The 17,233-nt window shown below is 33.1% G+C and carries 15 protein-coding genes; 3 read left to right on the top strand and 12 right to left on the bottom strand.

What is annotated here, in order from left to right:
- Positions 1-33: 33 nt before the first annotated feature.
- From O5O44_RS00780 to O5O44_RS00830, 11 genes are all read right to left on the bottom strand, one after another.
- Positions 34-816, bottom strand: a complete 783-nt coding sequence (locus O5O44_RS00780) for a universal stress protein (protein WP_019386832.1) — start codon at positions 814-816, stop codon at positions 34-36.
- A 10-nt stretch (positions 817-826) separates the two neighbouring features.
- Positions 827-2,419 carry a SulP family inorganic anion transporter gene (locus O5O44_RS00785; protein ID WP_019386833.1) on the bottom strand — a complete coding sequence of 531 codons (1,593 nt, stop codon included), beginning with the start codon at positions 2,417-2,419 and terminating at the stop codon, positions 827-829.
- Between the two features lie 91 nt (positions 2,420-2,510).
- Complete coding sequence (locus O5O44_RS00790; RefSeq protein ID WP_289195340.1) at positions 2,511-2,798, bottom strand: hypothetical protein; 288 nt, start codon at positions 2,796-2,798, stop codon at positions 2,511-2,513.
- A 59-nt stretch (positions 2,799-2,857) separates the two neighbouring features.
- A complete protein-coding gene (locus O5O44_RS00795) occupies positions 2,858-3,616 on the bottom strand; it encodes a tetratricopeptide repeat protein (protein ID WP_289195341.1) in 759 nt (252 codons plus the stop codon).
- 1 nt (position 3,617) lies between these two features.
- Positions 3,618-5,387 (bottom strand): BatD family protein, encoded by a 1,770-nt coding sequence (locus O5O44_RS00800; protein ID WP_289195342.1) that lies wholly within the window; start codon positions 5,385-5,387, stop codon positions 3,618-3,620.
- Positions 5,388-5,454: 67 nt separating this feature from the next.
- Positions 5,455-6,300 (bottom strand): tetratricopeptide repeat protein, encoded by an 846-nt coding sequence (locus O5O44_RS00805; protein WP_019386837.1) that lies wholly within the window; start codon positions 6,298-6,300, stop codon positions 5,455-5,457.
- 109 nt (positions 6,301-6,409) lie between these two features.
- Positions 6,410-7,447, bottom strand: coding sequence for a VWA domain-containing protein (locus O5O44_RS00810; RefSeq protein ID WP_019386838.1), 1,038 nt, complete (start codon positions 7,445-7,447; stop codon positions 6,410-6,412).
- Between the two features lie 15 nt (positions 7,448-7,462).
- Positions 7,463-8,467, bottom strand: a complete 1,005-nt coding sequence (locus O5O44_RS00815; RefSeq protein WP_289195343.1) for a vWA domain-containing protein — start codon at positions 8,465-8,467, stop codon at positions 7,463-7,465.
- Entirely contained in the window at positions 8,467-10,107 is a 1,641-nt protein-coding gene (locus O5O44_RS00820) for a hypothetical protein (RefSeq protein WP_434088358.1), read from the bottom strand. Before O5O44_RS00820 ends, O5O44_RS00815 begins: the two co-directional genes overlap by 1 nt.
- A gap of 36 nt (positions 10,108-10,143) precedes the next feature.
- Positions 10,144-11,010 carry a DUF58 domain-containing protein gene (locus O5O44_RS00825; RefSeq protein WP_289195345.1) on the bottom strand — a complete coding sequence of 289 codons (867 nt, stop codon included), beginning with the start codon at positions 11,008-11,010 and terminating at the stop codon, positions 10,144-10,146.
- 76 nt (positions 11,011-11,086) lie between these two features.
- Complete coding sequence (locus O5O44_RS00830) at positions 11,087-12,088, bottom strand: AAA family ATPase (RefSeq protein WP_289196455.1); 1,002 nt, start codon at positions 12,086-12,088, stop codon at positions 11,087-11,089.
- Between the two features lie 251 nt (positions 12,089-12,339).
- Here O5O44_RS00830 and O5O44_RS00835 point away from each other — a divergent pair, with 251 nt between their 5' ends.
- On the top strand, positions 12,340-13,092 hold the full coding sequence (locus O5O44_RS00835; RefSeq protein WP_289195346.1) for an SDR family NAD(P)-dependent oxidoreductase: 753 nt from the start codon (positions 12,340-12,342) through the stop codon (positions 13,090-13,092).
- 39 nt (positions 13,093-13,131) lie between these two features.
- Positions 13,132-14,265 (top strand): ATP-binding protein, encoded by a 1,134-nt coding sequence (locus O5O44_RS00840; RefSeq protein ID WP_019386844.1) that lies wholly within the window; start codon positions 13,132-13,134, stop codon positions 14,263-14,265.
- A gap of 193 nt (positions 14,266-14,458) precedes the next feature.
- Here O5O44_RS00840 and amaB read toward each other — a convergent pair whose 3' ends face one another.
- Entirely contained in the window at positions 14,459-16,012 is a 1,554-nt protein-coding gene (gene amaB, locus O5O44_RS00845) for an L-piperidine-6-carboxylate dehydrogenase (RefSeq protein ID WP_289195347.1), read from the bottom strand.
- Between the two features lie 119 nt (positions 16,013-16,131).
- Between amaB and O5O44_RS00850 the strand changes: the two genes are divergently transcribed.
- The gene (locus O5O44_RS00850) at positions 16,132-17,181 is read left to right on the top strand and encodes an isoaspartyl peptidase/L-asparaginase family protein (RefSeq protein ID WP_289195348.1); all 1,050 of its coding nucleotides are present in this window, start codon (positions 16,132-16,134) and stop codon (positions 17,179-17,181) included.
- Positions 17,182-17,233 lie beyond the last annotated feature (52 nt).

Here is a 17,233-nt window from a genome sequence, read left to right on the forward strand (position 1 = left end):
TTTTAATTAATGTTTTTAAATTATTGAAATGTATTATGCTGTTAAGAGTAATGAAACATCTACTTTATCGTCTCCCGATTTTATAAGATGCTTTTCACACTTGTTATTTATTTTTTCTCTATTCACAAATAATAAGTTGATATTACTTTTTAATAGATAATTTGAAAGGTTACTGATTACATTTTCATTTTCTTCAAAAACATACTCAACAGTGTCTTTATTATTATTTATCGAATGATTTTCAGTCTCTATTTTATTTACCAATTTAAATGATTTTATTGGCTTCTGAGTTTTTTGTGTTAAACGTTTTGCAAACTCTAAAGAATCTTCCATTTCGTTTAGCATGCCTAATGCAATGTTGTTCTCAGGCTCTAAAATATTTTCTAATGAAGACAACATTACAGCACCTTTATGTTTTTTCAGAACATGCTTTGTAATCTTATCTCCAACTAACTTTAATAATTTAGATTTTCTTTTTCCTAATACAACTACATCAGGCTGGTGTTTCTTTATATGCTTATTAATCTCTTGTTTTACATTTCCATAAGATAGTGTATAATTGATATTTATGTTATAATCTTTAGAAAAAGAATTTACCAATTTTTGTATTTTTTTATCTACCGCGAAGTGTTTTTGATTAATTGTTCGCATTGCCGATAACTGGTTATCTTCTTTTACGATTTCTGCTGGTTTTTTGATGCATAATAACTCGATTTCCCCATCTATCATTTTAGCAAGACTTACCGCGTTTTTCAGAATGATTTCTGTATAATTATTGACATCTGAAAGCACTAATATTTTATATTTATTTTTCATTTTAATTTTTTTAGCTTAAACTTAAACTTGATTTTGGTCTTTCATTGAAGAATCTGATGAAGCTTTCTGGGTTTTCTTCAACACCACGTTTAGATACTAGCTTTATATCAATATTTCGCTCTTTAGCTTTAAAAAGAAAATCTTCAAGAATCTCAATAATATCATTATCCAAGTATCTCGTATTTAATAGATTTAACTCTAAATAAGTATCTCTAGGTAAGCTGTCTAACTCTTTTAAAATAGCACCTTTATTAAAAAATGTTACTTCTTCTGCAAGCGTCATTTTAATTCTGTGTTTGCCGTTACTTTTGTCTTCAATATGCAAGAAGTGAGAGTTTTGATAACTTTTTAAAAGTATTACAACAATTCCAACTGCTAATCCAAGACCGATACCGTAAAGTAAATCAATAAACACAATTCCTAGAACAGTGACGTTAAATGGAATGGATTGCTTCCATCCTAAATTATACATTTTTTTAAATAATGCAGGTTTTGCAAGCTTATAACCAACAATTAATAATATAGCCGCTAAAACCGAAAGCGGTATCATATTTAGCAATCTAGGGATTAATATGATAGAAGTTAACAGGAAAAAACCATGTATAATGGCAGAGGCTTTACTACGCCCACCAGATTGTATATTCGCCGAACTTCTAACAATAACCTGAGTAATTGGTAACCCGCCAATCATACCAGAAATAATGTTTCCAGTACCTTGAGCTAATAACTCTCTATTGGTTGGGGTTACGTTTTTATGTGGGTCTAACTTATCAGTCGCTTCAACACATAACAAGGTTTCTAAACTTGCCACAAGTGCAATGGTAAAAGCAATGATCCATACATCTGGGTTTGTTATCACCGAGAAATTAGGAAAACTAAACTGACCTAAAAACGATGCAGTATCTTCAGGCACTGGAACACTTACCAAATGCGATTGGGCAATTGAAAGCGTTTCGTGCGATTGCGTTAATGCGTAAAAAATAATACCAACTACCACAGCAACCAATGGCCCTTGTACTAACTGAAATATTTTTCCTTTTTTAGATAATACCTTATCCCAAAGCAATAAGATTGCTAAACTAATTATACCTATAATAGCCGATCCAAGTTGGATGTGATTAATGGTGTTGATTATTTCAGAGAATGTATTTTCTCCATCAACTTGAATAAATGCAAAGTCCCCTTCAGGATCAGAATCGTACCCTAAAAAATGCGGTATCTGTTTTAAAATAATGATAATACCAATACCTGTTAGCATCCCTTTAATAACTGATGATGGAAAATAATATCCAATAACTCCCGCTTTTAAAATTCCAAATATTATTTGGATTATCCCACCTAAAACAACGGCAACTAAAAAATTCTCATAACTACCTAATGTAGCAATTGCTGCCAATACAATAGCCGCTAAACCTGCAGCAGGACCACTAACTCCTATTTTAGAACCACTTAATGATCCAACAATAATTCCGCCAATAATACCTGCAATTAATCCTGAAAAAAGTGGAGCTCCACTAGCTAATGCAATACCTAAACATAATGGTAATGCAACAAAAAATACGACTATACTCGCTGGCAAGTCATTCTTAATAGTTTTAAACATATTATAATAAATTATTGCTCTTGGGAATTTTTCATACCAAAAGCTGTAAGTAAATAATTAATTAAGACCGAAATGGTCTATAAATCTGAAATTATAATATGTGAAACTCGGGGGGCGGGGAAATTAAATTTAAATGAGGTTTGGGGTATTTTTTGAAGAAATACACAATGGTTTCTAAATTATTAAACTCAAACAAACGCTCTGAATCAAAAAGGTCTTCTGGAGATTGTAATTTAATTTTTGTAGTTTCTTCTTCTTCTGAAACACTGTAAAATATAGAAGTATCTACAGAATCGTCTATTGCAATAATAATAGCAGGTGCCGCTATAAGCGCCAAAAGAATTACAGAAAAGAAAATTGCAATAATGTTTTTAATCATAAATTAAAATTGAAACCACAAATATAATACATGATTCTGATAATATTGTTAAATTATTTTTAAAAATCCTTCAACAGTTTTAAGTCTTTAGAAATTATCCAGCCTGTTTTACCGTCTGAAAGTTTAATTTTATTCCAGTCATTATAAGCTTCAACGACCTGGACTTTAGTGCCTTCATGTAACCTAAACGATTCTTCGCTTCTGGAGTTTGGGTTACTTCTTACTTTACTTTCTTGAGCAAAAATAATTGCAGGATTATCTATTTTATCAAGATTATACTTATGAAACGCAAACGCCAATGTTATGAACATGAGTATTAATGCAGAAATGCTCCCAATAAATGCGAGCCGCTTTTTTAAAGTTGAATACGCAAAATAATATACCAAAAACAACATGACGAATACAAATACTAAAGCTACAGCGAGTTTAGACCAATTATCAAAAGTCATTTTATTTGTCGTTGTATTTAACAATTTTGAAAAACCTGCATCAGGAACAACATCTATGGCATCAATAGTCATATTTTTTGCAAAGGCTATATTATTCTCGATATCAGCATCATTCGGATTTAGCAATAATGCTTTTTCATAATAATAGATACTAGGAGCTATATTATTAAGTTTATAATGGGCATTTGCTAAATTGAAATACAAATCTGAAGAATGCTTTCCGGTTTCAAGAATAGCCATGTAATTATCGATGGCTTCAGCATATTTACCATCATTATACAACGCATTTGCCTTATCAAACTGAGCTTGATTTTGTGCAAAAACACTTAAACATAACAAAAAAGATAGTATATATAATATTCGTTTCATGTTAACGTGCTTGTTTATCTATTAAAGAAATTGTTTTTGCTGCCTTCTCATAATCTTCTTGCATGGTTACAATATCTATAGGTGTATAACGTGCCAACTCACAACGTTCTAAAATGCTTTCAAAATCTTTAATGACACTTGCTTCAACACCCTTATCATCTAACAAATTATTAATTTTATCTTTACTTAAATCGCTAGTTTCAATGTGTAGTTTAGCCTTTAAATAGTTGTGTAAAGCCTTTTCTAAAGCAATGTAAAATGCTTCTTTTTGGCCTAAAGATTTCTTAGCATTACTTAAGTATTTGCGTGCTAATCTATCAGCTTTTCTAATACGGTTTCCATAAACATCGGCATCTCTCGCTACTTTCTTTTTGCGAATAAAAATAGCCAACGGAATTGCTAAAAAAGGCACCAATAATAAACTCCAAAACAGTTTGGTTTTGAAAAAATATTCTGTTTTCGCATCCACAAAATTCGTCTTGGTTTTTATAAAAGCAAACTGATCGCTATTTAAAACGACCGCTTGTTTGTTATTAGCAGTTACAGCACTTTCATTTGAAGACGCGTTATTAGAAGGTCCATTTAAAACATTAATTACAATTTCGTTGGAAGACAGCCTTTTGTAAGATTCTGTTTTTAAATCAAAATATGAAAATGAAATGCTTGGAATTGGATATTTACCTTTAAACTGTGGCACTACCGTATAACTATCCGTAATACTACCTTGCATGCCGGCTAAATTTGTTTTTACGTTTTCACTATGTTCGGGTTCATAAACCTCTAAAGAACTTGGAAGCGAAATTTTAGGAAGTTTAAATAATTTTAAATTTCCATTACCTTCAACATTTACCTTAACTTGAAGTGATTCAGTAGCATCCAATTCTGTTTTAGAGGCTGTGACATTTAAGTCGAAATCACCAACAGCACCAGTAAAATCTACAGGTTTTCCTTTTTCAGGCAAAGCTTTTACATTTATGGTTTTATTTCCGGCTGAAACCGTTCTGTTAATTCGAGTCATTAATAGACTTCCAAAGATATCTCGACGGTTTGATGGTACACGCATTGAAATATCTAATGTTAATGGCTCAATATTAAGTTTTCCTGTTTTCTGCGGATATAAAACGGTTTTTCTTAAAACTAAATAGCGATAATCTTCACCATTGTATGTTCCATTTTGAACTTTTTGACCTTGAGTATTTATATTCTGACTCCAAAAGTCGTTATATCTAGGCGTGTCCAATTCATTCCAGTTATCAACTGCAATTTTAGGCGATACATAAAGCTTATAAACAACCGTAATGGCTTCGTTTAAATACGGGTTTGTTTTTGAAATTTCTGCAACCAGATGAATGTTTTCTGAAGCCAAATAAGTTGGATCGTTCGGGTCTTTAGGAATATCTACCGCAGCGGTGACTTGAATTCTTATCGGTGTCGTTTTATAAGTTTCGCCATCTATACTAATGGTAGCCTGCGAAATTGTAAATTCACCACGCTTTTTAGGTGCTAAAAAATATGTATAGGTTTTTTTAAACGATCGTTTTCCGTTAATCCAAGAATTACTTACCGATTGATTTGGACCACCAACGACTGTGAATCCTACAAAATCTGGCGGCACAAAATTATCTCCATCTTGATTCATTTCAAAATCAATACGCAGACGCTCATTAACACCAAGTTTGTTTTTGCTCACTTTAGCATCAAAATTGACTTGCGCCCAAGCAGAAGCTGAAACGAGTATTACTAATATGTATATGTATTTTTTAATTATCATTATTATTAAATCGAAATGCTTTGACTGCGGTTAGCATGACAATACAGAATCTATCTTCAAGGTTTATTTACCAGTCTTTTTCAGTTTTTATTTTAACACCTTTTTGTTTTTCAGCATTCATTTTTTCCTGAACTTTTTGTTCCTGATTATTCATAGCTTCTAACAAGTTTTTTATTTGCTGCGGAGACAACTGACCAGGTTGCGGCTTTGGCTGTTCCTTTTTCTTGTCTTCATCACCTTTACCTTTATCTTTTTCTTCATCCTTAGGCTTCCCTTCATCATCTTTTTCGTCTTCACCTTCCTTTTTATCTTCGTCGCCTTCTTCCTTTTTATCGTCTTTATTATCGCCCTCTTGGTCTTTATTTTCTTGATTCTCTTTATCTTGATTTTCTTTATTGTCGTCTTTCTTTTCTTGATCTTTTTTGTCGTCCTTATTCTGGTCGTCTTGATCCTGTTGTTGTTCAGCGCATTTTTTAGCAACACCTAAATTGTATCGTGTTTCATCATCGGCAGGATTATTTCTTAGTGCATTTTTATAGGCTTCAACAGCTTCCATACACTTTTTATTTTCCATTAATAGATTACCAATATTATGAAAGGCTTTGTGTTTTTCTGATTTAGAATTTGCAATTTTTGTGGCTTGTTCTAGACGGTATAATGCTTCGTCAAAATTGCCACTTTTAATATAAGATGTCCCTAAGTTGTAAGCTCCGGCTTCGGTTGAATATTGTTTAGCAATGGCTTTACGGTAGGCCATTTCTGCTGAAACGAAATCTTCATCTTCTAATAATTCGTTGCCTTCATAAACAAAATTATTAGCTGTTTTTGCAGCCATAAGTTGTTCTTTACTTACTTCCTGAGCGAAAGAAATAAAAGGTATCACTAATAATAAAAGTACTATGTTTCGAATCATTTTTTATTTCTAATTTATAAAACCTTAGTTGTTTTGTTCGTTAAAAAAATTATAAATTAATCTCTTGACTGCTCACCGCTAGCCTGTGTTTCAATAGAGTTTCATTTTTCTAAAGATTTTCATTAAATAAATTTAACTTCTTTAACCATGCTGTTTTTCTTTCTAATAAGAACACATCAATTAATAATAAGAAAATTCCGAAACCTAAAAACCATTGAAATTGATCTTTAAAATCGGCAAATTCTTTGGCTTCAAATTCAGTTTTATCCATGGCATTTAAAATTTCACGAATATTCTCAACAACATCGTTCGTATTTTTACCATTAATATAAGCGCCGTTGGCTTCAGCGGCTATATTTTGTAGTGTTTCTTCGTTTAATTTTGTAATAACCGTTTCGCCTTGGTTATCTTTTTTATAGTTTAAAACTATACCATTTCGTTTTTCTGGAATTGGTCCGCCTTTAACATCGCCAACTCCAATTGTGAAAATTCTAATACCTTCTTCACTAGCTTCTTCGGCAACAGTTGCAGCCACTTCGCTATGGTCTTCACCATCAGAAATGATAATTAATACCCGATTGGTTTGCTCTTCATCATCAAAATAAGTTCTTGCCAATTTTATGGCTTCATCAATGGCAGTTCCTTGTGAAGACAACATATCGGTATTCATGCTTTGTAAAAACATTTTAGCCGAAGCATAATCTGTTGTAATTGGTAATTGCGGAAAAGCTTTTCCTGCGTAAGCAATAATGCCAACGCGGTCACTTGCTAAATTATTAATGATTTGAGTGACTAATTGCTTCGATTTTTCCAATCGATTTGGCGCAATATCTTCGGCTAACATACTTTTGGAAACATCGACAGCAAAAACAATATCGACACCTTCTCGTTTTACCGTTTCTAGTTTTGTGCCAATTTTAGGGTTTACTAACGCAATTATTAAACAAAGAAAAGCTAAGCTTAAAACCAGCGCTTTTAAAACAGATTTAAATACCGATCTATTAGGGCTCAATCTTTTTAACAAAGAGGCTTCTGCAAACTTTTTCTGCGTTTTATATCGCCAAAAATGGAGCGCCAAAAAGAGGAGCAGAATTATTGGAATAATTGCTAATCCCCAAAACCATATTTTTTCTTCAAGTTGAAACACTCTTCTTCTTTTATTTTATATAAAACTTCTAAAAATTGTATAACGCAATAGTAATTCCATAAGCAAGAACAATCCTGCTAGAATGACTAATGGTCTATATTTTTCTTCGTAATTGTAATATTTAAATTCTTCAATTTCTGTTTTTTCAAGTTTGTTTATTTCATCATAAATCTCTTCAAGCTTCTTGTTATCGGTAGCTCTAAAATACTTTCCGCCGGTAACTTCAGCAATTTCTTTTAGTAATTCTTCATCTATTTCCACTTGAATTCGGCCGTATTGAAAATTACCGTTTGGTAAAATAGCCACTGGCGACAATGCCATACCATTAGTTCCAAGACCAATTGTGTATGTTTTTATGCCATATTCTACCGCCAATTCGCTAGCTATTTTAGGGTCTATAAATCCGGAATTATTGACCCCATCGGTTAATAAAATAATGACCTTGCTTGTTGCTTTACTATCTTTCAACCTGTTAACAGAAGTTGCTAATCCCATACCAATAGCGGTACCACCTTCAATAATGGTGTTATATTTTATACTTTTTAACGAACGTAGCACTATGGCTTTATCGCTAGTAATTGGCGTTTTTGTATAGCTCTCGCCTGCGTATTCTACTAAACCAATTCTGTCGTTAGGTCTTCCTTTAATAAATTCTGCAGCCACCTTTTTTAGAGCCTCTAATCTGTTTGGTGATAAATCTTTAGCCAACATACTCGCCGAAACATCTATAGCCATTACAATATCGATTCCTCGTGTAGTTTTTGTTTTGGTAGATACATCAACAGACTGAGGTCTTGCAAGTGCAGTTATAAGTAACGCTAATGCTAATAGACGTAATACAAATAATAAATGCCTGAGTTTTGGCAACCAAGAATTTGTGATTTTAAAACCTTTTAAGCTCGAAATTTTCAACTCTGCCGTTTGTTTATTATGCTTTAACAAATACCAAAGTATAGCGAGAGGAAGCGCCAACAGCAACCAAAAAAACTCTTTATTTACAAATTCAATCCCTTCAAACATTACTCTTCTGCTGGTTTAAGTTCTACTGAATTTAAAATACGTTCCACCATCTGGTCTGCGTAAGTATCATTTTCTTTCCAAGATAAGGACACTTGCTGAACCACATTTTCTGCATTAAAAGCCAATATGACATATTTGCCATTTTCTAAACTCTCAGAACCTGGATGCGCTGGCATTTGCAACGAACCATATACTTTTAAGCCTTCGGCTCCGTTTGGCGTAACGAACTTATCTCTTTTGGTAATAATATTTTGTGCTCCTGCGGCTTCGTAAGTTTTTAAATTCCCATCAATAACTTGCTCCAAATCGATTTTGTTATCACCTAATTTTTTATACTTCGATGTGGCTACAACAACATTAAACTTGTCGATTAACGTACCGTATCCAAATAACGTAATATCAACTTGTGCAGCTAATTCTTCAGATAAACCAGCATCCATTCGTTTTAAAACTTTTGGAGTTGAAATGGTAATCGGCGGAAATCCGTATTCGCTTCGAACCCAATCGCCTTCTAAAAGCTCCTTACTATCATGACCAATAATGGTGTCTTTTACAAAATCAAATCCATATTTTACAGATAATGCTGTTAGTGTAGCGAGCAATAAAAAGACGCTAATCCCTACAGTTAACCAAATCTTTTTACGTTTCTTTTTTCGTTCTTGTTCTTCTCTGTATTTTTCATCAAGAAGCTTTTCTTCTTCGGTTGGTTCTGGCAATGCTTCTTTTACATGGTCAATCTCAACATCGATAGTTTCTCTATCCATTTTAGCCAATTCAACATCTGGAGCAGATTTTGCGAATTTTACTAAATCGGCACGTTTTAAAATGCTTTCAAGATTTTTTATATCCTCATTACTCAAATCAACTTGATTGGCTTCTTTAAGCAAATTTAGTCTAGATATTAGTTCATCTGTTGTGCTTTCTAAAGCTTTATCATATACTTTTTCATCAAGATAATTCCTAATGATAAATGTTAACTCTGAATAATAATCTTTTAAATTTTGATTTTCTAAATATGAGCTTTCGTCTAATTTTTTCAAGGCTAATTTTGCTCTATCGTATGGAGGTAAAAGGGCGATTTTCTGGTCTTCAGTTAATGGCTTTTTTCGCCAAATAAACCAGAACAATAAAAACGCTAAAACACCCAGAATAAGGAGCGTAAGCAATACATATTTCCACCAATTACTTCCTTTTTTATTAACCGCAATTATCGGTTTAATATCGTAAAGACCTTGAGTGGTATCAACCTCAACATTATTAACTTCAACTTTAAGTGAGTCTGTGAAAAAAGTTATGTCGCCAATAATTATTTTTTGTCTTGGAATGGTGTAAGACCCAGAATCAAACTGAGTTAAGCCGTATTTTTTTATTAGGTTGTATTTGTCTTTTTTCTTGAGTGTATCAATATCATAAGACTCGATCATTTCAAGAGGCGTGAAAGTTTGGCCTTCTGGAAAAACCACTAAATCTGTGGTGTCTGCTTCTACCTGAATATGATACGTAATTTGTTCTCCAATTTTTATTGATGTAGAATCAATAGAAGAAGTTACTTGTGCTGAAGCTGAAAAATAACATAGAAAAAAGAAAATAGAATATATGACCAAAGACGGTAATCCGAAGATGGTACATATTCTATTCATATATCGTAATGTGTTATTCATAAATGGTTAATCTCTTTATCCTCGTCTTTTAAAATATCCTAAGAGTTTTTTAACGTAACTCTCATCTACCCGACAATCAATAGTTCCTGCTCCAGATTTGGTAAAGCTTTCTCTAAAATACTCTACTTTTTGATGATAAAATTTACCATAATTAAGACGCACTTTTTTTGATGATGTATTTACCAACATGAGCTCGCCAGTTTCTTCATCTTGCATTTGTACCATTCCTAAATTTGGGATTTCTTCTTCATATTTATCATAAATCCTAATACCTGTAACATCGTGCTTTCCTGAAACGATTTTCATGGTTTGGCGATAGTCATCGGCAATAAAATCTGACAGTACAAAAACAATCGCTTTTTTTTTCATAACGTTTTGCATGAATTTTAAAGCTTCGGCTAAATTGGTGTTTTTACTTTCTGGTTTAAACTCAATAAGTTCACGAATAATACGCAATACATGAGAACGTCCTTTTTTAGGAGGAATGTATAATTCCACTTGGTCTGAAAATAAAATAAGACCAATTTTATCGTTGTTTTGAGTAGCCGAAAAGGCTAAAGTTGCGGCTATTTCTGTTACTACTTCATTTTTAAATTGCTGTGATGTTCCAAACATCTCGGAACCAGAAACATCTACCATAAGCATCATGGTAAGCTCGCGTTCTTCTTCAAAAACCTTAACAAAAGGTTCGTTATAACGTGCCGTTACATTCCAATCTATATTTCTAACATCATCGCCAAATTGATACTGTCGCACTTCACTAAAAGTCATACCACGCCCTTTGAAAGTAGAATGGTATTCACCTCCAAAAATATGATCAGACAAACGGCGTGTCTTAATCTCAATTTTACGAACTTTTTTTAGTAATTCTTTAGTATCCATTTTTCAATTGTCTATTGAATATTTTTTATTGATTAGTTTTATTTAATAATCAACTGTCAATTATCAATTGTCAATTTTAAGGTACTTCAATCTCGTTTACAATTTTGTTGATGACATCTTCTGAAGTTACATTTTCAGCTTCTGCTTCATAGGTAATACCAATTCTGTGTCTTAACACATCATAAACTACGGCACGCACATCTTCAGGGATTACATATCCACGACGCTTAATAAATGCATAACATTTTGCTGCTGTTGCTAAATTGATACTTCCACGAGGCGATGCTCCGAAGGAAATTAATGGTTTTAAAGCCGGAAGTCTATATTTTTCTGGATAACGCGTAGCAAAAATGATATCCAAAATATATTTTTCAATTTTCTCATCCATATACACTTCTCTAACAGCCTTTTGGGCATTTAGTATTTGAGCTGTTGAAACTACAGATTTCACAGTTTCCCAAGCACCTTTCATGTTAGCACGCATGATTAATTGCTCTTCGTCTATTTTTGGATAATCGATTACTGTTTTTAGCATAAAACGGTCAACCTGTGCCTCTGGTAAAGGATAAGTTCCTTCTTGCTCTACAGGATTCTGGGTCGCCATTACTAAAAATGGCTTATCTAAAACAAACGTTTCATCGCCAATAGTCACTTGTTTTTCTTGCATAGCTTCTAATAAAGCAGATTGCACTTTTGCAGGTGCTCTGTTAATCTCATCTGCTAAAACAAAGTTTGCGAAAATAGGACCTTTTTTTATTGAAAAATCATTGACTTTCATGTTATAAATTAGTGTCCCAGTAACATCAGCAGGTAATAAATCTGGCGTAAATTGAATTCTACTAAAACTTCCATCTACAGCTTGTGCTAACGTATTAATTGCTAATGTTTTTGCTAATCCAGGCACACCTTCAAGTAAAATGTGACCTTGCCCCAATAAACCAATTAACAAACGCTCTACCATGTGTTTTTGGCCTACAATGACTTTATTCATTTCCAGCATCAGTAAATCAACAAAAGCACTTTCCTTTTCAATTTTCTCGTTAATGGTCTTAATATCAATTGTCCCTGTTTCTTCCATCATTTTATATCTTATTAAAAGCTTGAATTTACACTTTGTTTTTAAGGACTGCAAAATGTTAAAAAAATTGGTGCAGTGGTGTTAAAAAATGGTTAAAAATACCAACGAACATCAATGATTGTGGTATTTAACAAATAATTATTATAAGTTTATCTTAATTACTGATTAAATGATTCTTTTTATAATTTGAAATGCTTCCCTCTATATAGTCACTTTTAATTATTTTTATAGTCAGTATAACATAACTACAAATGAAAAAAACTGCCCTTATTACTGGAGCTACAAGTGGTATTGGTGAAGCCACTGCTTATGAATTTGCAAAACAAGGAATTAATTTGGTGCTCTGTGGAAGACGATTAGAACGTTTGAATAGCATACAAAATGCTTTAGAGCGTCTAACCGATGTACATATTTTAAATTTTGATGTACGAAATAAAGCAGAAACATTTAAAGCTCTAAAGAGTTTACCGAAACCATTTAATACTATTGATATTCTAATTAACAATGCGGGAAATGCGCATGGTTTAGACCCTATACATGAAGGAAGTGTAGACGATTGGGATGCTATGATGGATATTAATGTAAAAGGGCTGTTATATGTTAGTAAAGCGGTAATTCCACAAATGACGGATCGAAAATCTGGACATATTATTAACATAGGATCTTCGGCAGGCAAAGAAGTTTACCCTAAAGGCAACGTATATTGCGCTAGTAAACATGCAGTTTTAGCAATTACGGAAGGCATGCGTATAGACTTAAACCCATTTGGGATTAAAGTAAGTTCTATAAACCCAGGCTTAGTAGAAACCGAATTTTCTCAAGTACGATTTAAAGGTGATGCCAAAGCAGATACGTTTTATCAAGGTTTTAAGGCTTTACAGGCCAAGGATATTGCCGAAATTATTTACTTTACCGTAACTAGACCCTCTCATGTTAATATAGCCGATTTGTTGGTGTTCCCGACTGCTCAGGCTAATAGTGTCACAGTAAAAAAGGAATTATAAACAAAAAATAGATTCTTGCATTCGCCGGAATTGAAAATTATGATTAACAAACGCCTACTTATAAAACATCTATTGGCTCATAACGATGAGAATAGTTTTTATGACAAAAAGCGTAAAATTGATATTAGTCATAAAGAAGGAAAAGCGAAGTTTTTAAAACACGTTTGTGCTCTTTCGAATAGCAATCCTGATAATAATTCATATATAGTTATTGGTGTTGAAGATGAAGACAACAATATTATTGGGGTTGATTTTTTTGATGATAGTAAAATTCAGAATTTAATAAATGCATACTTAACTAATCCGCCTATTGTTCAGTATGAAAACATTCCATTTCCGCATTTACCAGATGATAAAGTTGTGGGGTTAGTTACTATTCGATCTACTGCAAAAATCACGTCGCTAAGAAAAAACATTTGGAAATATTACGGTGGTTCGGTTTTCTTTAGAGACGGAAGCATGAGTATGCCTAAAGTTTTCGATATAGAGATAAAGGATGTGAACTCTAAAATTGTTGAAGCCATTGAAAAACATGCTCAAAACAATATTGAACATACACTAAACGGTGTTTTCGAGTTTATGAACACACGAGTAGATTTTAATGCCCAATACAAAGTTTTTAAAGAATATTTTGTAGTGTGTTGGGCGGGTCAGAAAAAAATTATAAAAGATGAAATATTCTTTTCTAGAGTAGATATTGAACTCATAAATGAGCAGGTGCGTTTGTTTTTTTCGGCTCTAGATGAAGTCTCTATAGACATTGATGACAATAGTTTTAAAATTATTGAATATGTGAATTTGGGTTTACAAAATTCAAACAAATATTATCAATTAGAAGAAACCATTATAAAATTTGAAGATAATGCACAATATAATATTGACACGCGTTTACTCTTTGAACCACCTCAATTTGATAAAAAAGACCTTCACCATATTTACAACATCAATAATACGCTGTTAGAAAAACTTAAAAAAGGGATAACTTTAACCGCAAGAGAAGAAATAGATTTAAAAAATTTACCTGCCACCTATTTAATTTGTTATTTAAATTTATTCCATAATGCCATAGATAAATTAAATGAAGCTAAGCCATACTTAAAAGCATATAATAAAGAAGTTTATGATCTTTACAAAGAGTCATTACGTATCCTTAGAAAAGTAAAATATAGTTAACAAATGTTAATAAGTTAACAATTTTTTAACATTCATCAATTTGAGATTATAGAAAAAGTAGTACATTTGCAGTGCTATTAATCAATTTATAAAACCTTGTGCTCCAAATCGAAACAGAGTCAAGGTTTTTTTGTTTCTAATACTCAAAGTCATGCCCCGTAAACATGACTTTAAACCCTTTCCTTTCTTAAATTTACAAATCAAACTTAATTCCTTGTGCTAAAGGCAATTCGGTTGTATAATTAATAGTATTTGTTTGTCTTCGCATGTATATTTTCCAAGCATCAGAACCAGATTCTCTACCGCCTCCAGTTTCTTTTTCACCACCAAAAGCACCACCTATTTCGGCACCAGATGTTCCTATATTCACATTTGCTATTCCACAATCAGAGCCTTGAACAGATAAAAACCGTTCAGCATCACGCAAATTATTCGTCATTATAGCTGAACTTAATCCTTGAGCTACATTATTCTGAATATCAATAGCATTTTCAACATCGCCCTCATATTTTAATAGGTATAAAACAGGAGCAAAAGTTTCATGCTGTACAATCTTAAATTCTGGTTTTGCTTCGGCAATTGCAGGTTTTACATAACAACCACTTTCATAACCTTCCCCTGAAAGCACACCGCCTTCTACGACAATTTTTCCGCCTTCTTCAACCACTTTTTCTAAGGCCATTTTATACATTTTTACGGCATCCTTATCAATTAATGGACCTACATGATTTTTTTCATCTAAAGGATTTCCAATACGCAATTGCTTATACGCGTCAACAACGGCATTTTTAACTTTATCATAAACAGATTCATGAATAATTAATCGACGCGTTGATGTACAACGTTGTCCTGCAGTACCAACAGCTCCAAACACAGCACCTATTACTGTCATTTTTATATCGGCATCAGGTGTAACAATAATGGCATTATTTCCACCTAATTCTAGAAGTGATTTCCCTAAACGTCCTGCCACTTCTTGCGCCACAATTTTTCCCATTCGGGTAGAACCGGTTGCTGAAATTAAAGGCACTCGAGTATCTTTAGTCATAAACTCACCCACTTTATAATCTCCATTTATTAGGCAAGATATCCCTTCAGGTAAATTATTTTCTGCAAAAACTTCGGCCGCGATATTCTGACAGGCAACTCCGCATAAAGGTGTTTTTTCCGAAGGTTTCCAAACACAAACATCACCACAAACCCAAGCTAAAGCAGTGTTCCAAGCCCAAACTGCTACTGGAAAATTAAATGCTGAAATGATACCAACAACACCCAATGGATGATATTGCTCGTACATTCTATGTCCCGGTCTTTCGCTATGCATTGTTAAACCATGAAGCTGCCTAGATAAACCTACAGCAAAATCACAGATATCTATCATTTCTTGAACTTCACCTAGGCCTTCTTGATAGCTTTTACCCATTTCATAAGACACCAATTTACCTAAAGCTTCTTTCTTTTCTCTTAATTTTTCTCCAAACTGTCGTACAATTTCTCCACGTTGTGGCGCAGGTGTAGTCCTCCATATTTTAAAGGCAGAAGTCGCAGCTAGCATTACGTTTTCATAATCAGCTTTTGATGTTGTTTTTACCTTTCCAATTAGCTGACCATCAACAGGAGAATAGCTTTCAATAATTTCTCCGCTAGAAAATTGATTTGCTCCAGTAGAAGTTCCATTATTTAACGCTTGTATTCCTAAAATTTGAAGTGCTTTATCTATACCGAAATTGGTCGCTATTGTATTCATAAATTATTGATTTATTAACTATATTGAAATTAATTGCGAATATACTAATTAAAAGTCGATTTTGTTAATATTTACTAACTATAAAATTGTAACTTAGTCTGCAATTCAATTCATATTTCATGAAAACATTTTACTATTTAATTTTTACATTTTTGATTGTTACTTCTTGTAAAACCGATTCAAAAAGCAGTCCTGAAATAATTCAAAAGGAAGTTAAAAAAGCTGAATTTTCAATAATTATTCACGGTGGAGCTGGAAGCATTAGGCGCGATAATATATCCGAAGAAAAAGAAGCAGAATACCGCCAAAAACTAGAAGAAGCCATTCGCGTAGGCCATGACATTTTGAAAAATGGAGGCACGAGTTTAGATGCGGTACAAAAAACCATAACTGTATTAGAAGACTCCCCGCTTTTCAATGCTGGAAAAGGCGCTGTTTTAACTTTCGAAGGCATCAATGAACACGATGCTTCCATTATGGATGGACAGACCCTAAATGCAGGAGCTTCGGCAGGTACCAAAACCGTTAAAAACCCAATTAATTTAGCTCGAGCTGTAATGGTTCAATCACCACATGTGATGCTTTCTGGGTTTGGTGCTGAAACGTTTGCAAAAGATCAAGGGTTAGAAATTGTTGAACCCAACTACTTTTTTACCGAACAAAAATTAAAGTCTTTAAAGCGTGTTCAAGACTTTAATAAAAATAAAGTGGCTTCATTTTATAATGACAATATAAATGACTCTAAATTCGGAACCGTAGGTTGTGCCGCATTAGATAAGAATGGTAATTTAGCAGCGGGAACCTCAACAGGCGGTATGACCAACAAACGTTGGGGTCGCATTGGAGATTCGCCAATTATCGGGGCGGGAACTTACGCCAATAACAACACTTGTGCAGTTTCAAGTACAGGATGGGGCGAATTTTTTATCCGCGGCATGGTAGCTTATGATATTTCTGCCCTTATGGAATATAAAGGATTAAGTCTTAAAGAGGCAGCAAAAGAAGTAATTCAAAACAAGTTACCATCCATTGGAGAACAAGGTGCCACAGGAGGGATAGTTGCCATTGATAAGAATGGAAATATGGCTATGGAATTTAATACCCAAGGCATGTTTAGAGCTACTATGAATGATAAAGGCGAATTGTATATCGGAATGTTTAAAAATTAGTTAAAGTACACCGATTTTAATTTATTAGAGTTGAAGAATTTGGAAACTGAAC

The sequence above is a fragment of the Algibacter luteus genome (assembly GCF_030344935.1).
In the GTDB taxonomy this organism is placed as follows: domain Bacteria; phylum Bacteroidota; class Bacteroidia; order Flavobacteriales; family Flavobacteriaceae; genus Arenitalea; species Arenitalea lutea.

What these genes read in the sequence shown, in the direction of transcription:
- O5O44_RS00835 (WP_289195346.1), top strand. Translation starts at nt 12,340, where the DNA reads ATGAAAAAAACTGCCCTTATTACTGGAGCTACAAGTGGTATTGGTGAA.
- O5O44_RS00850 (WP_289195348.1), top strand. Translation starts at nt 16,132, where the DNA reads ATGAAAACATTTTACTATTTAATTTTTACATTTTTGATTGTTACTTCT.
- O5O44_RS00840 (WP_019386844.1), top strand. Translation starts at nt 13,132, where the DNA reads ATGATTAACAAACGCCTACTTATAAAACATCTATTGGCTCATAACGAT.
- O5O44_RS00790 (WP_289195340.1), bottom strand. Translation starts at nt 2,798, where the DNA reads ATGATTAAAAACATTATTGCAATTTTCTTTTCTGTAATTCTTTTGGCG.
- O5O44_RS00830 (WP_289196455.1), bottom strand. Translation starts at nt 12,088, where the DNA reads ATGGAAGAAACAGGGACAATTGATATTAAGACCATTAACGAGAAAATT.
- O5O44_RS00785 (WP_019386833.1), bottom strand. Translation starts at nt 2,419, where the DNA reads ATGTTTAAAACTATTAAGAATGACTTGCCAGCGAGTATAGTCGTATTT.
- O5O44_RS00825 (WP_289195345.1), bottom strand. Translation starts at nt 11,010, where the DNA reads ATGGATACTAAAGAATTACTAAAAAAAGTTCGTAAAATTGAGATTAAG.
- amaB (WP_289195347.1), bottom strand. Translation starts at nt 16,012, where the DNA reads ATGAATACAATAGCGACCAATTTCGGTATAGATAAAGCACTTCAAATT.
- O5O44_RS00815 (WP_289195343.1), bottom strand. Translation starts at nt 8,467, where the DNA reads ATGTTTGAAGGGATTGAATTTGTAAATAAAGAGTTTTTTTGGTTGCTG.
- O5O44_RS00780 (WP_019386832.1), bottom strand. Translation starts at nt 816, where the DNA reads ATGAAAAATAAATATAAAATATTAGTGCTTTCAGATGTCAATAATTAT.
- O5O44_RS00805 (WP_019386837.1), bottom strand. Translation starts at nt 6,300, where the DNA reads ATGATTCGAAACATAGTACTTTTATTATTAGTGATACCTTTTATTTCT.
- O5O44_RS00795 (WP_289195341.1), bottom strand. Translation starts at nt 3,616, where the DNA reads ATGAAACGAATATTATATATACTATCTTTTTTGTTATGTTTAAGTGTT.
- O5O44_RS00820 (WP_434088358.1), bottom strand. Translation starts at nt 10,107, where the DNA reads ATGAATAGAATATGTACCATCTTCGGATTACCGTCTTTGGTCATATAT.
- O5O44_RS00800 (WP_289195342.1), bottom strand. Translation starts at nt 5,387, where the DNA reads ATGATAATTAAAAAATACATATACATATTAGTAATACTCGTTTCAGCT.